This window comes from Haladaptatus sp. W1, assembly GCF_001723155.1.
GTDB classification, from domain to species: domain Archaea; phylum Halobacteriota; class Halobacteria; order Halobacteriales; family Haladaptataceae; genus Haladaptatus; species Haladaptatus paucihalophilus.
In genome coordinates this window covers 1-21598 of sequence record NZ_MEIH01000197.1, presented here as the reverse complement: position 1 = coordinate 21598, position 21598 = coordinate 1, and the positions used below count along the sequence as shown (strand labels likewise).

At 64.0% G+C, this 21598-nt stretch carries 20 protein-coding genes, 1 tRNA gene and 2 pseudogenes; 9 read left to right on the top strand and 14 right to left on the bottom strand.

What is annotated here, in order from left to right:
* The first annotated feature begins 13 nt into the window (after positions 1-13).
* Complete coding sequence (locus tag BG842_RS09730) at positions 14-2002, top strand: prolyl oligopeptidase family serine peptidase (RefSeq protein ID WP_254663023.1); 1989 nt, start codon at positions 14-16, stop codon at positions 2000-2002.
* Positions 1999-2847, top strand: a complete 849-nt coding sequence (locus tag BG842_RS09725; protein WP_069450596.1) for a M55 family metallopeptidase — start codon at positions 1999-2001, stop codon at positions 2845-2847. The genes BG842_RS09730 and BG842_RS09725 overlap by 4 nt, the downstream gene beginning before the upstream one ends.
* A 248-nt stretch (positions 2848-3095) precedes the next feature.
* Here the strand turns inward: BG842_RS09725 and dacB are convergent, their stop codons facing one another.
* The 8 genes and pseudogenes from dacB to lysA form a co-directional block, all read right to left on the bottom strand.
* Positions 3096-4364, bottom strand: a complete 1269-nt coding sequence (gene dacB / locus BG842_RS09720) for a D-alanyl-D-alanine carboxypeptidase/D-alanyl-D-alanine-endopeptidase (RefSeq protein WP_254663025.1) — start codon at positions 4362-4364, stop codon at positions 3096-3098.
* A 397-nt stretch (positions 4365-4761) separates the two neighbouring features.
* A pseudogene (locus BG842_RS09715) lies at positions 4762-5652 on the bottom strand (ABC transporter ATP-binding protein); the annotation flags it as partial.
* Positions 5649-6659: an ABC transporter ATP-binding protein gene (locus tag BG842_RS09710; RefSeq protein WP_069450594.1), complete on the bottom strand. Its 1011-nt coding sequence runs from the start codon at positions 6657-6659 to the stop codon at positions 5649-5651. The pseudogene BG842_RS09715 and the gene BG842_RS09710, both read right to left, overlap by 4 nt.
* Positions 6656-7717 carry an ABC transporter permease gene (locus BG842_RS09705; RefSeq protein ID WP_254663022.1) on the bottom strand — a complete coding sequence of 354 codons (1062 nt, stop codon included), beginning with the start codon at positions 7715-7717 and terminating at the stop codon, positions 6656-6658. The genes BG842_RS09710 and BG842_RS09705 overlap by 4 nt, the downstream gene beginning before the upstream one ends.
* Before the next feature lies 1 nt (position 7718).
* The gene (locus BG842_RS09700; RefSeq protein WP_069450593.1) at positions 7719-8669 is read right to left on the bottom strand and encodes an ABC transporter permease; all 951 of its coding nucleotides are present in this window, start codon (positions 8667-8669) and stop codon (positions 7719-7721) included.
* A 29-nt stretch (positions 8670-8698) separates the two neighbouring features.
* Complete coding sequence (locus BG842_RS09695; protein WP_069450592.1) at positions 8699-10408, bottom strand: ABC transporter substrate-binding protein; 1710 nt, start codon at positions 10406-10408, stop codon at positions 8699-8701.
* Positions 10409-10497: 89 nt separating this feature from the next.
* Positions 10498-10980 carry a hypothetical protein gene (locus tag BG842_RS09690; RefSeq protein ID WP_069450591.1) on the bottom strand — a complete coding sequence of 161 codons (483 nt, stop codon included), beginning with the start codon at positions 10978-10980 and terminating at the stop codon, positions 10498-10500.
* Positions 10981-11076: 96 nt separating this feature from the next.
* The gene (gene lysA, locus BG842_RS09685; protein WP_069450590.1) at positions 11077-12354 is read right to left on the bottom strand and encodes a diaminopimelate decarboxylase; all 1278 of its coding nucleotides are present in this window, start codon (positions 12352-12354) and stop codon (positions 11077-11079) included.
* Between the two features lie 167 nt (positions 12355-12521).
* Between lysA and BG842_RS09680 the strand changes: the two genes are divergently transcribed.
* Complete coding sequence (locus BG842_RS09680) at positions 12522-13415, top strand: serine hydrolase (RefSeq protein ID WP_069450589.1); 894 nt, start codon at positions 12522-12524, stop codon at positions 13413-13415.
* On the opposite strand, the gene BG842_RS09675 is transcribed toward BG842_RS09680, so the two are convergent.
* Together BG842_RS09675 and BG842_RS09670 are read right to left on the bottom strand one after the other, a co-directional pair.
* Positions 13408-14415, bottom strand: a complete 1008-nt coding sequence (locus tag BG842_RS09675) for a C40 family peptidase (RefSeq protein ID WP_069450588.1) — start codon at positions 14413-14415, stop codon at positions 13408-13410. The two genes, BG842_RS09680 and BG842_RS09675, sit on opposite strands and share 8 nt — an antisense overlap.
* Before the next feature lie 79 nt (positions 14416-14494).
* Complete coding sequence (locus BG842_RS09670) at positions 14495-14902, bottom strand: desampylase (protein WP_069450587.1); 408 nt, start codon at positions 14900-14902, stop codon at positions 14495-14497.
* An 89-nt stretch (positions 14903-14991) separates the two neighbouring features.
* On the opposite strand from BG842_RS09670, the gene BG842_RS09665 reads away from it, so the two are divergent.
* Positions 14992-15076: transfer RNA gene (locus BG842_RS09665), tRNA-Leu, on the top strand.
* 716 nt (positions 15077-15792) lie between these two features.
* On the opposite strand, the gene BG842_RS09660 is transcribed toward BG842_RS09665, so the two are convergent.
* Both BG842_RS09660 and BG842_RS09655 read right to left on the bottom strand, forming a co-directional pair.
* Entirely contained in the window at positions 15793-16092 is a 300-nt protein-coding gene (locus tag BG842_RS09660) for a hypothetical protein (protein ID WP_069450586.1), read from the bottom strand.
* Between the two features lie 9 nt (positions 16093-16101).
* The gene (locus BG842_RS09655) at positions 16102-16338 is read right to left on the bottom strand and encodes a hypothetical protein (RefSeq protein ID WP_175424117.1); all 237 of its coding nucleotides are present in this window, start codon (positions 16336-16338) and stop codon (positions 16102-16104) included.
* A gap of 7 nt (positions 16339-16345) precedes the next feature.
* On the opposite strand from BG842_RS09655, the gene BG842_RS09650 reads away from it, so the two are divergent.
* From BG842_RS09650 to BG842_RS09635, 4 genes are all read left to right on the top strand, one after another.
* Complete coding sequence (locus BG842_RS09650; protein ID WP_069450584.1) at positions 16346-16663, top strand: hypothetical protein; 318 nt, start codon at positions 16346-16348, stop codon at positions 16661-16663.
* A gap of 177 nt (positions 16664-16840) precedes the next feature.
* A complete protein-coding gene (locus BG842_RS09645; RefSeq protein WP_254663021.1) occupies positions 16841-17764 on the top strand; it encodes a HalOD1 output domain-containing protein in 924 nt (307 codons plus the stop codon).
* A 12-nt stretch (positions 17765-17776) separates the two neighbouring features.
* Positions 17777-19888: a hypothetical protein gene (locus BG842_RS09640; protein WP_069450583.1), complete on the top strand. Its 2112-nt coding sequence runs from the start codon at positions 17777-17779 to the stop codon at positions 19886-19888.
* 33 nt (positions 19889-19921) lie between these two features.
* Entirely contained in the window at positions 19922-20383 is a 462-nt protein-coding gene (locus BG842_RS09635) for a DUF5813 family protein (RefSeq protein WP_069450389.1), read from the top strand.
* A 124-nt stretch (positions 20384-20507) separates the two neighbouring features.
* Here BG842_RS09635 and BG842_RS09630 read toward each other — a convergent pair whose 3' ends face one another.
* Both BG842_RS09630 and BG842_RS09625 read right to left on the bottom strand, forming a co-directional pair.
* Positions 20508-20738: an Lrp/AsnC family transcriptional regulator gene (locus BG842_RS09630; RefSeq protein ID WP_069450390.1), complete on the bottom strand. Its 231-nt coding sequence runs from the start codon at positions 20736-20738 to the stop codon at positions 20508-20510.
* Between the two features lies 1 nt (position 20739).
* Positions 20740-21105: pseudogene (locus BG842_RS09625) on the bottom strand (TrkA C-terminal domain-containing protein); the annotation flags it as partial.
* Positions 21106-21403: 298 nt separating this feature from the next.
* Here BG842_RS09625 and BG842_RS31365 point away from each other — a divergent pair.
* Positions 21404-21598: hypothetical protein (locus BG842_RS31365; protein ID WP_394327469.1), on the top strand; the 195-nt coding region annotated here is incomplete at its 3' end.

Sequence of the window (21598 nt, the reverse complement as noted above, 5' to 3'; positions counted from 1 at the left end):
CGAATGGTGATGCATGCCACCTTCCCTCACTATTTCCGACGTATTGGACGTGGAGTATCCCGGCCCTCCGTCGTGGTCCGCGGACGGCGACTTTCTCGCGGCGACGACCTACGAGGACGACGGAAACGTCCTGTTCGTGACCGACCCCGACGGGAACCGCTCGTGGCGATTCGCCCCCGAGGAGTGCTACGTCGCCGATTTCGCGTGGTCGCCGACGAAGTCCGAACTGCTCGTTGCGACCGGCGCAGGCGAGTTACTCCTCGCCGACCCGGAGCGACGGACGACCGAGCGACTGCTCTCCGGACCCGAGCCCACGGAGTCGTACACGTGGTCGAACGACGGGACGCGGTTCGCGTTCTACCGGGACGGACGACCGACCGTCCGCGACGCCGAAACCGGAACCGAACGCGGGTTCGACGGGCCGAAACGAGGCCCGTTCCTCGGCGAATCCCGGATGTTCGCGTGGTCCGACGACGACACCCATCTGGCCTATCGGTTCGTGGAGGACGAAACCACTCACGTCGGCGTCATCGATGTCGAATCCGCCAGCGGCCACACCGACGAGCTGGTCTGGCGCACGCACGGCGAGATGGCGAGTTCCTGCCCCGCGTGGCTGGCCGACGGTCGCATCATTTTCGACCGGCGTGGTGAGGGCGGGACGATGAGACGAATCGTCGCCGCGGACCCCGAGACGGGCGAGGAGGCCGTTCTCGCCGAGGAAATCGACCGCGAACGCGGTATCGTTTCGAGCGGTGCCCCGGCGGTGTCCCCCGACGGGACGAAAATCGCACTCTCGCTCCCGTTGGACGGGTGGGACCACGTTCACGTCGTCGATGTGACGTCTGGAGAGCGAACCCAACTCACTCGCGGGACGTTCGAGGACAAGGGCGTCGCCGACGCGACGCCGCGGTGGGTGGACGACGAGACGCTCGTTTTCGCCTCCAATCGAAACGACCCCGGCCAGCGACATCTGTTCTCCGTTACCCTCGACGGTGACACGACACTGCTCGTCGAGACGCCCGGAACCAACGTCCACCCACGCCCAGCGCCGGACGGCGAAACCTTCGCGTACGTCCACGCCGACCGAACTCGCTCGCCGGAGCTTCGGGTTTCGAGCGTGGCCGACGGCGAACCGAGGCGACTCACCCGCTCGTCAGTCGAGGAATGGCCGACGGCCCCCATCGACCCCGACCGAATCGAGTTCGAAAGCGCGGGACGATGTATCGACGGCTATCTGTTGGACCCGCGGAAGTCCGATTCTGTCGCGGACGACGCCGCGGACCTTCCCGCCGTCGTCTGCGTTCACGGCGGGCCGATGCGCCAGATGCGCGACGGTTGGCATCCGTCGCGTTCCTACGGTCTCTTTTACACGTATCACCAGTACCTCGCCGCGAAGGGCTACGCCTGTCTCTTCGTCAACTATCGCGGCGGTATCGGCTACGGCCGGGAGTTTAGACAGGCCATCGCGGGGTCCCGCGGGAAGGACGAAATCGAGGACGTGGCGCGTGCGGGCGAGTACCTGCAATCGCTGGACTACGTGGCCGCCGATTCCGTCGCCGTGTGGGGTCTCTCCTACGGCGGCTACGCGACGCTCCAAGTCCTCGGGACGCACCCCGACACCTTCTCGCTCGGCATCAACCTCGCGGGATTGGCGGACCTCGAACTGTACCGCGACTGGGCCGAGGAGACGAAGTATCCGGCGGCCGTCTCCGCGGAGGTGTTGCGGATGGGCGGCGAACCGTGGGTGGTCCCCGAGCGCTGGGACGAGGCGTCACCGGTGACACACATGACGGACTACGAGGTTCCGCTGTACAACTTCCACGGGACGGGCGACCGGTACGTCAACTTCGAGCAACTCGACGTGGTGGTCGAAACGCTCACCGACCTCGGAAAGGAGTTCGACGCCGACCACTACCCCGACGAGAATCACGTCTTCTCGAAGCGGGCAACGTGGAGACGAACCTTGAGGAAGGTCGAACGAGTGTTGGAGGACGAACGATGAAGGTCTTCATCTCCGCCGACATGGAGGGAATCACGGGCATCGCCGACCCGAGCGACGTGGTGAAAGGCGAGGCCGACTACCCCGCCGGACGGGAGGCGATGGTCGCCGACGTGAACGCGGCCGTCGAGGGCGCTCTCTCCGGCGGTGCCGAGGCGGTCCTGGTCAACGACTCGCACTCCTCGATGACGAACTTGCCCCGCAAATCGCTGCACGAATCGGCCCGCCTGATCCGCGGCGGTACGAAACCGTGGTCGATGATGCAGGGTCTGTCCGAGGACCACGACGTCGCCTTTTTCGTCGGCTATCACGCCAAAGCCGGAACGCCGGAGGCCGTCCTGAACCACACCTACTACGGACAGGTCCTCCTCTCGCTCCGCGTGAACGGCACGGAGGTCGGCGAACTCGGCTGGAACGCCGGACTCGCGGCCTCGCTCGGCGTTCCGGTCGGCCTCGTCACGGGCGACGACGCGACCGAAGCGGAGGCGCTCGACCAGCTGGAGGACGTCGAAACCGCCGTCGTCAAGGACGCCGTTGACCGGTTCACCGCGAATTGCCTCCCACCCGAACGGGCACGGGAGCGGATTCGGGACGGTGCGGAGCGGGCGGTCAGTCGGGTTGCTCGACGGGCGTCAGACTTCGCGCAACCGACGCCGGACGAACCGGTGACCATCGAGGCCGACTGGGCGGCGACGAATCAGGCCGCCAGCGCGGCGGGGATTCCGTCGGTCGAACGCGTCGCTGGTCGGACGACCCGCATCGAAGCGGACTCGTACGTCGCGGCGTTCGAGGCGTCCGTGGCGATGTTGCACGGCGGCGGTGCGGGGAGGAACGAGTTCTACGGGTAGGCGGTGGCGGTCCCGCGTCGATGATGTTCGACGCATTTCTTCCATCCGGGTCGTGTTCGTCCGCGGACTGTACGCTCGCGGACGTTTGCCTCTTTTCGCAGTGATACCTCCGCGGGTACAACGAGACTGGAAACGAAATCGGGAACCGGAACACCACAACCAGCTGCTCGACGGCTATCGTTCCGATGGATTCGAGGAACCGGTCCATGGGGCGGACTGGCCTCGTTTTTACTGAAAAACCTTCGCGCTCAGTCAGCCACTCCCGACACGAACGCGTCGATTCGCTCCCGCGCCCGCTCCTCGTCGTCGCCCACGAGTCCGCCGAGGAGGACGGAGAACAAAACGTCGGTTCCGTCCTCCCTGCGGACGATTCCCGAGAGCGTCCTGCTCCCGGTGAGCGTGCCGGTCTTCGCCCGAACGCCCGAAACGTCGGCGAACCGCTCCGCCAGTGTTCCCTCGCCTGGTGCGGGAAGCGAGTCGAAGAACGTCTCGGACCACGGCCGTTCTCCGACCCATTCGAGCGTCCGCACCAGCCCCCGCGCCGAAATCAGGTTGTAGCGCGAGAGGCCGGACCCATCGCGGACTCGAGCCCGCCCGGCGTCGCGGGCGTCGAGAAAGTCGCCGACGACGCGTTCCCACGCGTCCCACGACCCTTCGGCGCGAACTTCGCGGGCGACGGTTCGGGCGAGTTGCTCCGCGAGGAAGTTGTCCGAGGGGACGTTCATCTCGCGGACGAGTTCGGAGACGGGCGGAGAGGTCACGGTGGCGACCGTCTCGCCCGATTCGGTATCGTCCGTGACGCGAACGCCGCCGGTGTGGTTCACGCCCTTCGCTTCGAGCGCGTCACGGAACGCGAGCAGACAGTGACGAACGGGGTCACCGACCGGGACGGTTTCGGTTTGGGGTTCTCCGGGGGGTTTTCCTTCCACTCGAATCGTATTCTCGGGACAGTCGCGGAACACCCGCAACTCCGCCGCGGCTTCGTCGAATTGGGCGCGGATTTCGACGGCATCCGTGTCCGGCGTCACTTCGACGTCGGTGCCGGACACGGTAACGGAAACCGTGTTGCCGGAAAGCGCCAGCGGGGTGCTCTCCGCGCCGTAGCCGTACCGCCCGTCTTCCCACATCCAGCCCGGTCCGCGAGATTGGTCGCAGAACCATCCCGTATCCGCGATGATGTTCGTCACGCTCCCGATACCGGCGTCCCGAACCGCGTCGGCGAGCCGCGAGAGGTCGTCCGGCGACAGAGACGGGTTCCCCCGCCCCGAGAGCACGAGCGAATCTCCCAGCCGCGAGACGCGCGTCTCGAAGCGATAGGACGGGGCGAGGTGATGCAGCGAGAGGGCGGCGGTGAGTAGTTTCGTGTTCGACGCGGGCGGGAGCGGCACGTCCGGGTTCCGCGACGCGAGGACGGACCCGCCGCGTTCGCGGGCCAGTACGCTCGTGGCGAACGAATCCGAGTCGAGGCTGTCGGTGTGGGGAGCGTCGGCGTCGGGAGTGCTCGCGTCGGCGTCCATTCCGCTCACCACGAGAACGCGGCCCGGTCATCGACGTCGAGGTGACAGGCCGACTGCTGTCCGTCGGCGACCGATTCCAGTTCCGGCACGTCGGTTTCACACGGCGACTGGTACGTATCGAGCGCCTCCCGTGCGCCCTCCCAATCTCCACTCGCCGCGGCCGAGACGGCCTGCTCGACCCTCTCGTCGACCGCCGTGGGAGCGTTTCCGTGAAGTATTCCGACCGAACGGCGGCGGGTTCGGCGTCCGTTTTGAGGGACTCCGCTCGAACGTCCTCCTTGAGGTCCATGTACTCGCGGTAGGTTTCGCGCGTGAACGGATGGGGGACGATGATATCCGGACAGCGCGTGTGGAACTTACACCCGGACGGCGGATCGCTCGGACTCGGCACGTCGCCGACGAGTTTCGGTTCGACGGCGCGCGTGTCCGGGTCGGGGTTCGGGACCGCATCGAGCAGCGCGCGGGTGTAGGGGTGATGTGGCTCCGTGAAGATGCGCTCGACAGGTCCCGTCTCCACGAAGTCGCCGAGGTACATCACGGCCACGCGGTCGGCGACGTTCCGGACGACGCTCAGGTCGTGCGTGATGAACAGGTAGGTCAGGTCGTACTCGTCCTGAATGTCCTGCATGAGCGAGAGGATTTGGGCCTGCACGCTCATGTCGAGGCCGCTCACGGGTTCGTCGGCGACCACGAGGTCCGGGTTGATGGAGAGCGCCCGCGCGAGGTTGATGCGCTGGCGCTGCCCTCCCGAGAACTCGTGGGGGTAGCGGCCGTAGTGTTCCTCCTTCAACCCGACCTGTCCGAGCAGTTCGACGACCCGCTCCCGCCGTCGGTCCTCGTCCCATCCGGCCGCTTCCAGCGGGTCCGCGATGATGTTCCCGACCTTCCGTCGCGGGTTGAGACTCGACTGCGGGTCCTGAAACACCATCTGGGCGTTCCGGCGGAACGTCCGTTTTGCGTCCGAATCGAACGTCGTCGTCCGAGTTCCGCGGAACTCGACGGTACCGCCGGTCGGTTCCGTCAACCCGAGAAGGGTTCGTGCGAGCGTCGATTTCCCACACCCCGACTCGCCGACGACGCCGAGCGTCTCGCCGGGTTGCAGGTCGAAGCTCACGCCATCGACCGCCCTGACGCGCTGGTCGTCCAGCGTCAGTGGAAAGCCGCCGTCGGAGTTCCACCTGAGCGAACTGATGAACCCGGTGTTCACCGGAAAGTGTTTCGTCAGGTTCTCGACCCTGAGGAGCGGTTCGTCCTTCCCTCTCGGTGGCTGTCGTACCTGTTGACTCATGGTTTTCCTCGCTGGTGCAGTCGCGGTTCGTCGGTTCCGTACCCCTCCTCGTAGAGGATGCAGGCCGAATCGTGGTCCGGCCCCACGTCGAGTCGCGGCGGTTCGATTCGCGCACAGTCGTCGACCGCGACGGGACAGCGCGTACGGAATCGACACCCGGACGGCGGGTCGATGGCGCTCGGCATCGTCCCCTCGATGGGATTGAGATTATCCACTCGTTCGTCCGGTCTAACGACCGAGCGCAAGAGCGACTGCGTGTACGGATGTTTCGGATTGCGGTACAACTCCTCGTAGGGCGCGTGTTCGACCACCTTGCCGAGGTACATCACGGCCACGCGGTTGCACACCTCGCGGACGACGCCGAGGTCGTGGGTGACGTAGACGATAGCGGTGTCGTACTTCGCCTGAATCTCGTCGAACAGGTCGAGGATTTGGGCCTGAATCGTCACGTCGAGCGCCGTCGTCGGCTCGTCCGCGATGATGAGCTTCGGATTGCACGACAGCGCCATGGCGATGAGGACGCGCTGGCGCATCCCCCCCGAAAACTCGTGCGGGTACTGGTCCACCCGCTGTTCCGGGTCCGGGATTCCCACGTCGTCCAGTAGTTCGATGGCTCGGTCGTAGGCTTCCGACTCCGTGGCGTCGGTGTGATACTCGACGATTTCGGCGATCTGATTTCCGACGGTGAAGACGGGGTTCAGCGCCGTCATCGGGTCCTGAAAGACGAACGATATTTCGCTCCCGCGGACCTCCCGCCGGAGTTCCTGCTCGGAGCACTCGGTCAAGTCGCGTCCGTCGAATCGGACGGAGCCATCGACCACTTTTCCGGGCGAGTTAACGAGGCCGAGGAGGCTCTTCACCGTGACGCTCTTTCCGGCCCCGCTCTCGCCGACCAGTCCGAGCGTCTCGCCCCTGTCGACCTCGAAACTCACGCCGTCAACTGCCTGTACGATACCACTCTCGGTGTAGAAGTACGTCCGCAAGTTCTCGACTTCGAGTAGGCTCATCGGTTTCCTCCGTCTTCGTCGGGTCGTCTATCGACGGTCGTTCCGCCGTCCGTCGCCGCGCCGTCCGTCACCGCGTCGGGTTCCTCTCTCTGTCGGTCGTCGGTGGGCAGGAAGTCGTCGCCGAGTTCGTCCCAGTCGGGCTTCCACAGGGTGGTCCGCGGGTCCATCGCGTCGCGGAGGCCGTCGCCGAGCATGTTGAATCCCATCACTGTGAGGAATATCATCAGGCCGGGGAACACGGCGGCCCACGGCGCGATTATCATGGCCTGCTGTGCATCGTTCAGCATCCGTCCCCACGAGGCCGTAGGCGGCTGGACGCCGAATCCGAGGAACGACAGCGCCGCCGCGCCGATGATGACGCCGCCCATCGAGAGCGTTGCCTGAACAATAACCGCGGTCAGCCCGTTGGGAACGATTTCGCGGAACAGGATGGTCCGGGTCGGCAGTCCGGCGGCGCGCGCCGCTTCGACGTACTCCGCCTCCCGAAGGGAGAGGACTTCCGAACGCATCACGCGGGCGTATGCCGGAATGCCGATGACCCCGTAGGCGAGAAAGAGGTTGTACACGCTCGGTCCCATGATGGCCATGAGCGTCATGGCGAGGATGAGGCCGGGAATCGAGTACAACACCTCCAGCGATCGCATGATGAGGTCGTCGATTCGACCGCCGAAGTAGGCCGCCGTCGCACCGCAGGCGACGCCGCCGAGGAAGCTGATTCCGACTGAGATGACGCCGATGGCGAGCGCGATTCTGCTCCCGTAGATAACACGCGACAGCACGTCACGCCCAAACTGGTCGGTCCCCATCGGGTGGGAAAGCGACGGTGGCGAGTAGCGGTTCATCGTGTTCATCTGATGAGGGTCCGCGTGGATGGCGGTGATGAGTTGCTTATTGAACGCCACGAGGTCGATGGTCGAGAAGACGGCCAGCACGACGAGAACGCCGACCATTATCGCACCGGCGATAGCCGTCGGACTGTGCCGTAACTCTCGAATCGTCCCTTGTAGGCGACTCTCCGTGTCGATTTCGGCTTCCGTAACTGGTTGATTCGTACTCATGTCAGTCGTATCTGATTCGCGGGTCGATGTAGGCGTAGGCCAGATCCGTCAACAGGACGCCCATCAGGAACAGGAACGCGAATATCAGGGTGAGACCCATGATGACGCCGTAATCCTGGTGCGTCATGCCGGTGAAGAACAACCGGCCAATGCCTGGAATGGCGAAGATTTTCTCGGCGATGACGCTGCCGTCCAGCAAGAATGACAACTGCAGTCCGATGATGGTGACGAGCGGCAACAGCGCGTTCCTGAAGGCGTGTTTGAGCAGGATGCGCCGCTCGGGAAGTCCGTAGGCGCGCGCCGTTTGGACGTAATCCTGCGATAACTCCTCGACCATGCTCGAACGCGTCATCCGCATCAGCGTCGCGGTCTGTGCGGTCGCGAGCGTGATGACTGGCATTATCAGTCGTTTCGTGGACTCGACTGGGGCTTGGGCGAACGGGACGTACCCGGACGCCGGGAGCCACTGGAACTCCAAGGCGAGGAGGAAGATGAGCATCAGTCCCAGCCAGAAGTTCGGCGTCGAGAGTCCGACCAGTCCCAAGAAGCGCGACACGTGGTCGCCGAGCTGATTGTGCCGCGAGGCAGCGTAGACGCCGAGCAGGATCGAAATCGGCAACGCGATGACGTAGGACAGGCCCATCAGCGTCAGCGTGGGGGCGATGCGTTCCATCATCAGGTCGGCGACGGGTCGTTTTCGCATGAACGACTCGCCGAGGTTGCCGTGCAGAATTCGCCCGAGGTAGTCGAGGTACTGTTGCCACAGCGGTCGGTCGAAGCCATACTGGTGAATGAGTTGGTCCGCGAGCTCCTTGCTCGGGTTCAGGCCGAGGTAGATTCGAACCGGATTGCCCGGAAGGGAGTGCATCATTACGAACGTCAGCGTGAAAACCCCCAGCAGGACTGGTATCATTTGAAGGAGCCGCCGGGCGGTGTATCGATACATGCTCATGATTCGTGTGTACGGAAATGGATGGGGAGTTAGTTGCTCAGCGACGAGTTCGACCACTCGTTACACAGCGGCTGTGAGACGAACGCGGTCGGCTCGTAGTCGTTCACCTTCTTGCTCCACGCGGTGGCGGACTGCTCCGAGTAGACCGGAATGTGCGGGTACTCGGACATGAACGTCTCCGCGGCGTCGATGTACAGCTGTCGGCGCTCGTCGCGGCTCTGGAGTTCCCGCGCTTTGCGGATCTTTTCGTCGGCTTTCTGGAGCTTCTTGCTGTCGGGGTGCGCCTCGTAGAGCATCCCGGCGGACGCGTTGCCCACGTAGTCGTCCGGCACCGGGCTGTCGTCGTTGCGCGGGTCGCGGAACAGGTAGTAGTAGAACCCGTCCGGGTCCTGCCCGCCCGACCAACCGTAGAAGGTGACGTCGTACTCGCCCGTGTCGAGTTGGTCGAGCCACTCGCCGATGGACACCTCCTGCACCTCGGCGTTGATGCCCACCTTGTCCATCTCGTTCTGGAGCATGATGGCCATGTTCTTGAACTTCCCAGAGGAGTGGGTGGACATGTTCACGTCGAAACCGTCGCCGTAGCCCGCCTCATTCAGGAGCTGTTTCGCCTTGTCGTGGTCCTTTGCCGGGTAGTACTTTTCCTTCCATTCCTTCCACGGGAAGTCCCATGCCTCGTTGACTTCCTTCGGCATGAAGCCGTAGACGCGCTTGCCTAGCTCGCCCTTCGTCACCTTCAGCATCTCGTCGTAATCGACGAGGTACTGCATGGCCTTGCGCACCTTTCGGTTGCCGAACGGCTCGTGTTTCGCGTTGAAGATGAGGCCGTTGTAGTCGAACTGCGAGATGCGCTTCATCTGGATGTTGCTCTGGCCCTGTGCTTTCTTGAGGAGGTCCTTCGGGACTCCCGCCTGGTGGACGTTTCCCGTCGCCAACTCGACGAACTGCACCGACGCCTTGGGGATGATGCGGTATTTGAGCTGCTTCAGGTTCGGCGCTTCGAGGAAGTAGTCGTCGAAGCGTTCGAGCGTGAGGTCGGAGCCGGACTGCCAATCCTTGAGTTTGAACGGCCCGCTTCCGACTGGTTCCTGGGCGAACTTCTTTTGGCCCTTGCTTTCCGCGGCCTTCTTCGGGATGATGGCGGCGTTCATGCCCGCCAGCGTCAACTCGAACAGCGCGTAAGGGTGCTTGAGGTTGAACGTCACCTCGTAATCGCCCGACTTCTTGACGTTATCGATGAACGCGAGGTTCTCCTGATTCGTGGATTTATTGTCCGGGTTGAGCACCCAGCTGAACGAGTACTCAACGTCGTCGGCAGTGAGCTTGCTTCCGTCGTGGAACGTTACGCCCTGCCGAATCGGAACGGTGTAGGTCGTCTCGTCCTGCTTTTTCGGCTTCTCCTTGGCGAGGTGGGGGACCACCTCGCTCCCGTCGGGTTTGACGGCCAAGAGGGGGTCGAAGATGTAATTCAACATCCCGTTGGCCCACGCGAGTTCGTTCATACGTGGGTCGAGGGTCGTCGCGTCCTCGGGCGCGGTGTTGACGAACGTTCCACCCTTTGCGCCTCCGTTGCCATTTCCACCGGTGTCCGTGTTGCCAGAGTTGTCCGTTCCGGCTCCGCCGGGATTGTCACCGGTCGTGCTTTTACCGCCACAGCCAGCGAGCGCGGTTGCACCGCCGAGTGCGCTCACCGTCAAAAACCGCCGTCGATTCAACGAGTATTCGTATTGATCTGTCATGGTATCGGTCGTCGGGGTAATTCCCCCGGTTCGTGATACCTAATAGCAAAGATGGACGTGGCATATAACGCCGCCCTTTCATACTAGGGCTAACGCGAGACGACACTTATTTCCACACTATCGACCAGATTTTGACGGTCCGTATCCGTCGCAAGAAACGACGAGAGGGTTTGGGTCCCCGGTATCGGTCGCCACACGTCCCCGTCGTCCCCGGCGCGACGAATCTGTCCGTCCCACGTCCCCTCGAACAATCTGACTCCCTGCCGTCGAAACGCGACCGTCCGCGGCGTCTCGGGTGGCTCGAACCCCCGCTCGTCGGCCTCCGGGATTCCGTTCACCGACCATCCCCACAGCTTGCTCGTCGGTAATCGAACGCTCAACGGAATCGGGAACCTGTTTTCCACCCGAAACATGAACCGCGCCGGTTCGCCGACGACGATTTCACTGGGCGCGCGGAGTTCGACGGAGAGACAACGGAGCGCGACCGAATTCGGCACGAGACCCGCGACAAACCCCCCCGCGTCCTCGATTTCCCCCACCGGGTCGGGCGAAAGCCTCTCTGACGGTTTCATAGATTCGTCACCGTCCCCGCCACGCAAAGGTCTTTCTCACGGCGGGGGCCGTTGCGAATGGCTTTCTCACGACGTTCGTCGCTCGGACTACTTCGCTCACTTCCGTTCGTCGCCCAGTCCTTCGGGGATCGAGTCGTTTCCGAGCACGTCGTCACACGACTCGCGTTTCCTGAGCAGGTCGTATCCGCCGTCGCTTCGGACCAACACGACCGGCGGTTTCGGCTCGGCGTTGGTGTGACTCGCGCTGCCGAGCGAGTACGCGCCGATTCTGTCCACCGCCACGAGGTCGCCGGGGCCGAGTTCGGGCAGCGGGACGTCCTCGCTCAGCACGTCGCCGGAGTAACAGAGCGGCCCGGCGACGTGGTACGTCCGCGTCGGTTCGCGGTCCTTCACCGCGTAGACGGGATACGGCCAGTACGACGACACCGCGTTCGTTCCCCCATCGAGGACTGCGAAGTCGGCGTAGGGCGTCTCCTTGACGACGCCGACCGTCCCGAGGAAGGTTCCGGCGTTGCCGACGAGGCGTCGGCCCGGTTCGACGAACAGCCGCGGCTCGTCGAGGTCGTATTGTACACACGTTTCCCGAATCGTCTCGGCCATGTGCGCCACGATGGTTTCGGTGTCCGGCACGTCCTCGTCGTAGGGAACGGGGAATCCGCCGCCGAGGTCGAGCACGTCGATTTCGACGCCGAGTTCGTCCCGCACGTCCGCCGCGAAGCCGAGCATCTCGCGGGCCGCGACTCCGTAGGGTTCGACGCCGCGAATCTGGCTGCCGACGTGCAACTGCACGCCCGCGAGCGAGACGAACTCCGATTCGACGGCCTGCCGCGCGACCGCCATCGCCCGCCCGCTCTCGATGTCGAGCCCGAACTTGCTCTCGCGGGTCGCCGTCGCCACTTCGGGGTGGGTCGGGACCTCCATCGCGGGATTGCCGCGAATCAGCACGTCCGGCACGGTTTCGGTCGCCTCGGCGGCCACGAGTATCTTCTCCAACTCCGTCGCGTTGTCCACGAGGAGGTGGGAGACGCCCCAGTTGAGCGCCCGTTCGATGTCCTCGGGCGCTCGGTTCATCCCGGTGAGGAGCACGTCCTCGGGGTCGAATCCGGCCCGTTGAGTGGCCGTCAGTTCACAGCGCGCGTAGGCTTCCGCCTTACAACCGGCGTCCCGAAGCACCGACAGGACGCCGAGGTTGTAGTTCGCCTTCACCGCGAAGTGGACCTCGGAGTTCGGATACTGCTCGTCCAACGCGTCCCGGAGCGTCCCGTAGTTCGCGTGGAGGTCGTCCTCGAAAAAGGCGTACAGCGGCGACCCGTACGCCGACACGAGGTCGTCGGCGTGCCTCCGCAACCGCTCCGTTCGTTCCGTGAGTTCCATGCCCGAACATCCCACAAGCGGCGGATAACGGTTGACCCTCCCATGCTAGGTGGACACTTTCTCCGATTCGTCGGTCGTTCTTTGCCAAACCCCCTCCGACACGAAACTATTTGTAGGCGCGGGCGACCAGTGTGTCGACATGGCGACGAAACCGGGGTCGATGACCGATGCGTCCTGACGCCCCCGCTATCGACACGCGCGACGAACTGGCGGCCACCATCGCGGCGTACGACGAGACCATCGACGGCAACCTCGGCGTCTTTCTCGGCTTCCCGTCCGGCCCGGACGAGTTCGACGTTGTGTGCTCTCACGACGAGACGCGCGTCTTCCAGAGCGCGAGCACCGTCAAACTCCCCGTCCTCTACGCCCTCTACGAGCGGTACGACGCCGCCGACCGACTCGACGAACTCGACCGGTCCTGCCCCCTCTCGCTCGAAAACCGCGTCGGTGGGAGCGGGTTGTTGCACCTCCTCGACGCCACGCCGACGGTCGAGGACCTCGCGCGTGCGATGATTTCGGTGAGCGACAACGCCGCGACGAACCAACTCATCGACCACCTCGGGATGTCGGCGGTGAACGACGCCGCGGCCCGTCTCGGCATGGACCGAACCCGCCTCGCGCGAAAGATGATGACGATGCTCGAAGACACCGACTTCGCGGAGTTCGACGTGCACGTTCCCGCGGACGAACCGACGAACGCGACGGCACCCCTCGACTGTGCGCGGTTCTTCGCGGACCTCGTGTGCGAGACGACGCTTTCCGCGGCCGCCTACGAGCGAATGCGCGTCCCGCTCGCCGCCCAGAAGGACACGTCGATGGTTCCGCGCTATCTCCCGTACCAAACCGACGTCGCGCACAAAACCGGACGGCTTCCGACCGCCGTGCTCGACACCGGCTTCCTGTCGGTGCCGGACCGCGACCGACCGCTCGTTTTTTCGGTCTTCATCGACGGGGTTAGTGGGACGGAGACGGACGGCGCGCGAGCGACGTCCGACACGGGTGCCGATGCGGCGGACGCCATCGCCGAAATCGGGGACGCCGTGTTCGCGTGGCTCAGATGAGCCGTCGCGCGAGTTCGAACTTCTCGTCCAAGTCGGGGATGTACGAATCGCTTTCCGGGTCGAGACTGTTGATGACGACGGCTTCCGCGCCGCCGTAGGCGTGGACGTACTCGTCGCCGCCGAGACTGATGGCGACGTGACCGGGGAAAAAGAGTAAATCGCCGGGACGGAGGTCGTCGCGCTCGACCGACTCGCCCATGGCCCGCTGTTGGTCCGCGTCGCGCGGAAGGACGAGTCCGTTGACCCGGTAGGAAATCCACGCCAGCCCGGAGCAGTCGATTCCGTCGCTCGTCATGCCGCCCCAGTCGTACTCCGTTCCGAGATACTCTCGTGCGATTTCGAGGATATCGTCCCCGGTGGGATTCTCCGGCGGTCGCTGAATCGCCCCATCCGCCGAAGCCACCCGTTCGCCGGTTCGGAAGACGGCCGCCGTTTCGGTATCGTCCTCGACTTTGCAGGGGGTTCCGGCGTACACCGTCTCGCCCTCCGTCGTCGTGGTATCGCGGGCGACGACCGCGTTCGCGTCCTCGACTTCCATCTCGGCGAGCGCGTCCACATCGACCCACCCGAGATACCCGTCGGGCGTGAACACCCGCGCCCAGTCGCCGTCGCGGTCGAAGACGGCGACTCGCGCGCCGTACAGGACTTGCGTCACCTGTTCACCCTCGTCGTCCGCGTCCCCGCGAACGGGGACGACGGACCGCGCGACGGTCTTCTCCGTTCGGAGCGATTCGAGGACGGTGAGGTCGCTCGTCGTCGTTCGTCCGGTCGCGCGCTCGACTGCCTCGCACGCTTCGTGTTCGTGTCGGGGGGTGGAAACCGCTCCACGGAGTACGAGTTCGTCCCCGTTCGATTCTCGTCCTCCGGCGTCGGGAGTTACGTCGAAGACCGCGACCCGAGAATCGGGCGCGTGTCTCGTCTTACAGCACTGTAGCGCCAGTTTCGCGCGGTGGGTCGAGTCCATTCGGTCGGCCGCGACGACGGGTTCCGTTTCGTCCATGCCACCTGTGTTCGAAGCGACGTAAAAAATCCCGCCCCTAGATTGCTACCGTTCTCGGTGGTTGCGGCGGTTCGCGCGGCTACGCCAGTCGCACCACTTCCGGTTCGAATCCCTCGTCGGTCCAGCGCCACGACCCGACGAACGGGTGCGAGCCGTTCAGCGAGACGATGACGTAGGAGTACCCGTCCCACGTCGCGTCCGCCGCGTCGGTCGCGCTCGGTTCGTCCGGGCCGAGCGGGTGGGAGTGATAGAACCCGACGACCTCTCGGCCGTCCGCTTCGATTCGTTCCATGACCGCGAGTTGCTCCTCCGGGTCGATCTCGTAGTGCGTCCGCGCGTCCGCCGCGACGTTCTCCGCGTGAAACACGTCCTCGACGTTCGCAGGGTCCCCGCGGGTGCCCGCGAGGATTCCGCAAATCTCCGCGGGACGGCCGCGACGCGCGCGACTGACGAGCGTATCGTACGCTTCGCGCGAGAGGGCGAGCATGGACGGGGATTCGGTTCGAGGCGTGATAAACAGGGGAGGCCACCCCTAACCGAAACCCACTTGCAGGGGAAGCGGTAATCGACTGACGCGCGAGGGTTGCCAAGCTAGGCCAACGGCGGCGGGCTTAAGACCCGCTCGTGTAGACGTCCATGGGTTCGAATCCCATCCCTCGCATCCGCATTCTATCCGCTGTACTTGCCAACCGAGTAGACACGTCTGTCCGAAGCGCATCACCGAACTGAACGACGGCTTCCACCGAACGGCCCACCAAAACCGAACTGTCGGAACTCCCTACGCGGCTAGCCGATGTCCACACGGCCACAGCCGCATGTACTCGGGGCCAGTCACCGTTATCTTCCTGACGCGCTCGTCACAGCGCGGACAGGTTTTCGGGAGCGGTCGCTGAGCGGTACGCTTTTCTTGCGGAGAATCCTTGTCGAGCATGCTTCGGTAGTGGTCCGAAGCAAACGAGGTAGGTGTTCTAGCACCTGTCTTTGTGGCTATAACCTCGTTCGCTTCATCCCACATATCTGATTTCGGGGGATTAATGGTATCGACCGACGGGTTCGAATTTCGGTGCGAAGAGCCGAAAGAATGGGTTTCACGGCGATGCTCGACCAGAATCGTACCGAACTTCGACAGTTTCGATGGCGGATAGCAACCTGCACGTGTCCTCCCACGAGAACGACAACCATCGTACCTGTCGGACGAATTGAATCAAATCCGACTCGACGTGCGAAACGCTGTCACGTCAATCGAATCTGTTGCTCACGTCCACCATCCGAACTCTGAACGTTTCAAACCTCATCTTCGAAGTTCACACAAACAATACCAATCAGAACAAATTATTGTAAGATATTTACGTTTGTTCGGAAAAATCGTAACAATAATCAACCGATGACGGGAAGCGATGAGCAGCGACCCATGCTCCCGGTCCAGACGCGAACCTCGGTATCCCGTGTGCTCACTCTCTTACTCATCGCAGGACTTCTCATCGCCGGGAACGTCACCTCGTCCGCCGGTCGCGGCGGTGGTGCTCCGGGCGTGCTCGCCGCGACGACCAACGCGACGGCGACCGCTACCAACACGACCACCTCGCCGTCTACGACGTCCACGACGACCAACGCGACCACGACCACCGGGAGGTCCACGACGACCCAGACGACCACGACGATTCCGACGACAACCACGACGACTACTCAAACAACCACGACAACAACGACCACCACGACCACAACCGCAACGACGACCACCACCCAGACCACCACAACAACGATACCGACCACCACGACCACCACAACAACGACGCCGACTACGACGACAACCACGACGACGCCGCCGCCCTCCACGACCGCGACCACGACGACGCCGCCGCCCTCCACGACCGCGACCACGACGACACCGCCCTCCACGACGATTCCGACGACTCCGACCACGACCCCAGTGACCACGACGACTACGGCACCAGCCACGACGCCGACCGAGACGACATCGGCATCAGCGACGACCGCTATCGAGTCCGAGACGACGCGGGAGCGGACGACGGAACCCGACCGAGGGACCGAGCGCACGAGCGCCGTCCCGAACGGTTCGACGACCGATTCGGGCACGCCGGAGAACGCCGGGCGTCTCCCCCCGTCCGGCGGCGATTCGAAGCGGTGGACCCTCGGGGATATGGCGGCCCTCTTCGCGATGTGTCTCGGCGGCCTGCTCGTCGTTGTTCCGTGGATGTTCTCCCGCGCGTACGAATGGGTGGGGTGAATTGGACGGTGTGGTTAGTGGACGGGGCGATGTGGTCGGAGCGGAACGAACGTCGAGAGCGGTTTCCGCGGTTCGAGAACCGACGGAGAGCGCGACGAAAACACCTGTCGCACGAAACCACTGTCAGAGAAGTGACGATGGGTTTTTCACTGTCGCTCACAGAAGCTTAAAAAGTATATGACTGAGGACGGTTCCCCTGACGAGCGCGGTGTGTACCGCGTGCAACACGACCTCTCCAGCCCGCAGTCACTCAGCACGACGGTGACGGTGGCTGTCGCGGACGTGGCAGGCGTCGAACCGGCGGACATCCCCGAACAACTCTACGACGTTATCGACCCCGAGGCGCTCGACAAACTGTTCAAGTCACGCGACGACGGCACGCCGCGACGCGGCGGGCGACTCTCGTTTTCTCTGTACGGCTACCACGTGACCGTTCGCGGCGACGGGTCGATAACCATCGAGCCGGGTCTCGCACGCATCAAGCGACTCGGGGGGAATCTGCTCGTCGTCGGGTCGGTCCCGGATTCCGTCGTCGACGCCGCCAGCGTCCCGCTACTCGGCGATTCGACGCGCAACCGAACGCGGCTCTTCGCGCTCCACGACCGCAGCATCTCGACGGCGCGTACTCGTCTCTCTCGCGCCGGTTCCGCCGGGTCGGACGCGCACGTCGTGGACTATCACACCGGCGCTCGGTCCGCGGCCGCCGAATCTTCGGTACGGACCACCCCGACCGTCGAACGCGTGGACGGCGATATACACGAGTTCCGCGACGAAATCGTCGACGCAATTGAACGCCTCGACACGGAACACGGCGGGTTCGCACCGGCCGAGCTTCGCTTCTGTTTCGATACGCTCCGCCCGCTGGTGGAGACCCACGACGACGCCGAGGTCGATGCGTTTCTCGATACACTCTGTCACCGCGTCAAGGACGTCTCCGGGATGGGCCACTACGTCCTTCCCATCGACCGCGATTCGCCGCAGGTTCGCGCCATCGCACACCGGTTCGACGCGATAATCGAACTCCGTGCGGGGGACAGCGGCCCGGAACAGCGCTGGCACCTCCGCGAGACGAGCTACACGACCGAGTGGTTCGACGTTTGAGGTCATCCGCCAATGAGTGACGTACCCGTCCCCAATACCATCGGCCGAAGCGTCGAGCCGCTTTTTCGACCGCGGGACGACCGACCCGGAGTTTCCATCATCGACCCGCTGGAACGGTGTCAGTACGCTATCGAAACGTCACAGTGTGTGGACCCCCGTCCCGTCTCCGTCGATGGGTTCGCCGCGCCGGTCAGTGCGGTGGCCCGCGTCCGAACGGACCGCATCGAGTTCCCGTTCTTCGTCTCCGCGTTCGTCCGCGATACGTCCGGCGAACTGGTCGCCACGGTCGACCACGAGACGGAGGTGACGCTCCCGTCCGACGAATATTACGTCGAACTGACGACGCCGGTGAAGACGTATCTCCGCGTGGAATCCGCTCTCGACTTTGAGGTTGGGGACGACCGGCTAACCCTCTCGTTGGGCGACGAATCCCCCCTCGAAATCGGTGCTCGGTCCGACCACACCCGCCCGGCGGGAACGGTGACGACGACGAGCGACCCCGAGGACGTGATGGCGGCCATCTCCTCGTTCGGGTCGGCGTTGAAGACGACCAGTCCGGAGCGGTCGTTCCCCACGCTCCGCGGACACCCCCCGACGGTCGAGTTCGGCGACGAACTCCACGTTCCGGACGACCTGCAACCGCCGGAAACGGGCGTGACCATCGAAGTCCCGCCGACGTTCGAGTTCATCTTTCCCGTCGCCTCGCTCGCGTACTATCTCGGCGCGACGGTCGTCCCCGGAGATTCCCCCCGAATCGTCACGGACAGCGGTTCCCACGCCCTCGACCACCCGGAGCGCGGGTTCGAAGGCGAAACGGCCCGCGTCCTCAAACAGACCCTGTTGCTCGACTGTCTCACCCGTACCGAGGGGTTGTATCGCTTCGACTTACACGAACGGCGGGAAGTGGAACCCTTCGTCGACCTCGACTTCGCGGTCCTCTACGATGCGTCGCTTTCGGACCGACTGCTGGCGTACCTCGACGTGCCGTTCTCGCTACTCGACGACGTGCTTCCCACGTGGCGGCTCGCAGTGCAGGCCACGGACGACCACCGGAACGCGGCCCAACTTCCGTACGTCATTCGAGACTTGCCGATAATCGGCGTGGCGACGACTGACGGAGCGTCCAGCGAGCCGGTCGCGACGGCGGCAGATATCGGCGAGTTCACGCGGACGACCGACGTGGACAGGAGGTATCCCGTGGAACCCGCCCCCGACGAGCGGTACGTCGTGCCGCCGAAGACGGAGACGCTCGAACACGCGTGGCTCGGCGACGGCGCACCGGTCGGCGGGAACAAACTCGTCGATGCCGGGTTCGAACATCGCGTGGACCGCGATGGGTCGACGGACGACCCGCAGATCACTATCATCTGTAACGACCCGAAGATGGAAGCGGAGTACCGGGATTCGCTGTACTACCACCGGGACGAACTGCCGTTCGACGTGACCATCGACCGGAACTGCTCGACGGCGGACCTCCGGCGACACCTCCGCGAACCGACCGACTTCTTCCACTACATCGGCCACGTCGAAAACGAGGCGTTCGTTTGCCACGACGGACTTCTCCATCCCGACGACGTGGCGACCGTGGGCGTCGATATGTTTCTGCTGAACGCCTGTCGGTCGTACGTCCCCGGCAAACGCCTCATCGAGGCGGGCAGCATCGGCGGCATCGTCACGTACAGCGAAATCGGCAACGCCGGAGCCACCGTCATCGGCCAAACCATCGCCAAACTGCTCAACGCCGGATTCCCCCTCCGGGCGGCGCTTTCCATCGCACGCCGACGGCGACTCGTCGGCAATCAGTACGTCGTCGTCGGCGACGGCAGCATCCAAGTCGTCCAATCGGAGAGCGCACCGGTCGTGTTCTCGGTCGAACCGCTCGGCGATGACGAGTACGCGCTCGGCATTCGAACCTACCCGACGAACCAACATTCGATGGGGTCGTTCCTCCTTCCGTACATCGACGACGAGGAGTCGTACTACCTATTGGGTGGCGACCTACCGACGTTCACGGTCACGGGAGACGAGTTGCAACGATACCTAAAACTCGAAGATACGGCGGTCGTCTACGACCACGACCTGTACTGGTCGTCCGACGTCGATGTCCGCCGCGACTTCTCGTAACGCCCTTCCGTTCTCCGGCCCTACCGACGGGCAATGACGCAGACGAACGCGGTCGAACGAGCCTTCGGCCTGCACGACGGCTTCGAACCGGACGACGACGGCTATCTCGTGACCACGACGCCGTTCGACGGACGCGTTACCGTATCCGACTCCATCCAAGTGACCGTCAGAATGCCGATGATTTCGGGCGTCGTGGCGGACGATTCGGTCGCCGACGTCGTTGAAACCGGCTGGTTCGAAACGCTCGAACTCCGACTGGAAGACGCCCACACGGTCGTTTCCTCGGACGACGCGACGCCACCGACGATAACGCGAGATGGTGACGAAGTAGTCCTCGAAGTCGAGTTCTCGGGGTATCCCGACAAAGCGGCCGAGAACGCGAAGGCGGTCGTAGATTTCGCGGAGGGGACGTGGATGCAGGGTCTGATTCCCGGCTACGACTACGACGAACCCGCCGCGGGGATGTTGAACCGGGCACACCAATCCTACGACTAACGGTCGGCTATCGGTCGTGTGGCAGTCGAGCGACGTCCGAAGCGTATGAATCGGACGAACGGCATCCGAACGGCGTACAAAGAGGACGAACGGCGTCGTTTTGCGATTCTCTCGGCTCTGGATGTCAGTCCATCGAGATGTACGTCTGGGTGTCCTCGACGCCCTGCACGCCCTGAATTCCGTCGGCAGCGACGGTCTTCACTTCGGCGGGTTTCTCGACGTCCACCTTCACGATGAGGTCCACGTCGCCCGCGACGATGTGAACGTCCTCCACGCCGTCGATATCGAGGATTTCGTTCTTCAACCGGTCCGCCTCGCCCGTATTCGCCTTGACCATGATGTATGCGGCGACCATCTCAGACACCCCCCGCTCCCGCGGCCGCTCGACTGCCGTCGCCGACGAGTATCTTCCGAACGTCGTCCAACACCGCGAAATCGGCGAGGACGGCTACCCTGTCGCCGACTTCGAGGGAGTCGTCCGGGAGCGGAATGCCGATCCGCTCGTCGTGCTTGCCGAACGCGAGGATGCGCGAGTTCGCGGGGAGTTCGAGTTCGCTGATGGAGTAGCCGCGCATGGGTGACTCCTCGGTGATGGTGAGTTCGACCACCTGTAAGTTCTGGGCGATATCGGCGATGGCGCGGATGTTCCCGCCGAGGAGGGCGTTTTTCGCACCGATGGCTCCCAGTCGCTCGGGGTAGACCACTTCGTCCACGTCCGACGCGGGCGTCAAACAGCGACGGACCGCTCGGCAGACGCCACAACGCCAATCCGCACAGCGACAACCCACGCCGCAACAGTCGCCCCGACACGGGCAGTCGAACAGGGCGAAGGAGATAGAGGCCGAACTCACGGCGCGAGCGGAGAAAATAGAGGCGCTCCAGTCGAAACTCGCACAAACCGAAGCGGAGCGTGACGAACTGAAATCGGAGCGTGACCGACTTGAAGCGCGGGTTGGCGAGCTGGCGGACGAACTCGAAACGCTTCGGGAACAGAGTCCGGGCGTCACCGCCGAGCGCCAGTTGACCCCCGAACAGGCGCTCACGCAGACCAACTTCTTCGTCCGCTACGGCTCGAAGGGGAAGGGCACCCTGTCCGACGCCACGGCGGGCGAAGCCAGCCGCGAAACCATCGAGTCGAACCTGCAACTCGAACACCACACGCAGTTCGATACGGTGGGCGTCGCGGTCGATGGACAGGAGTTCGAGGCGTTCCTT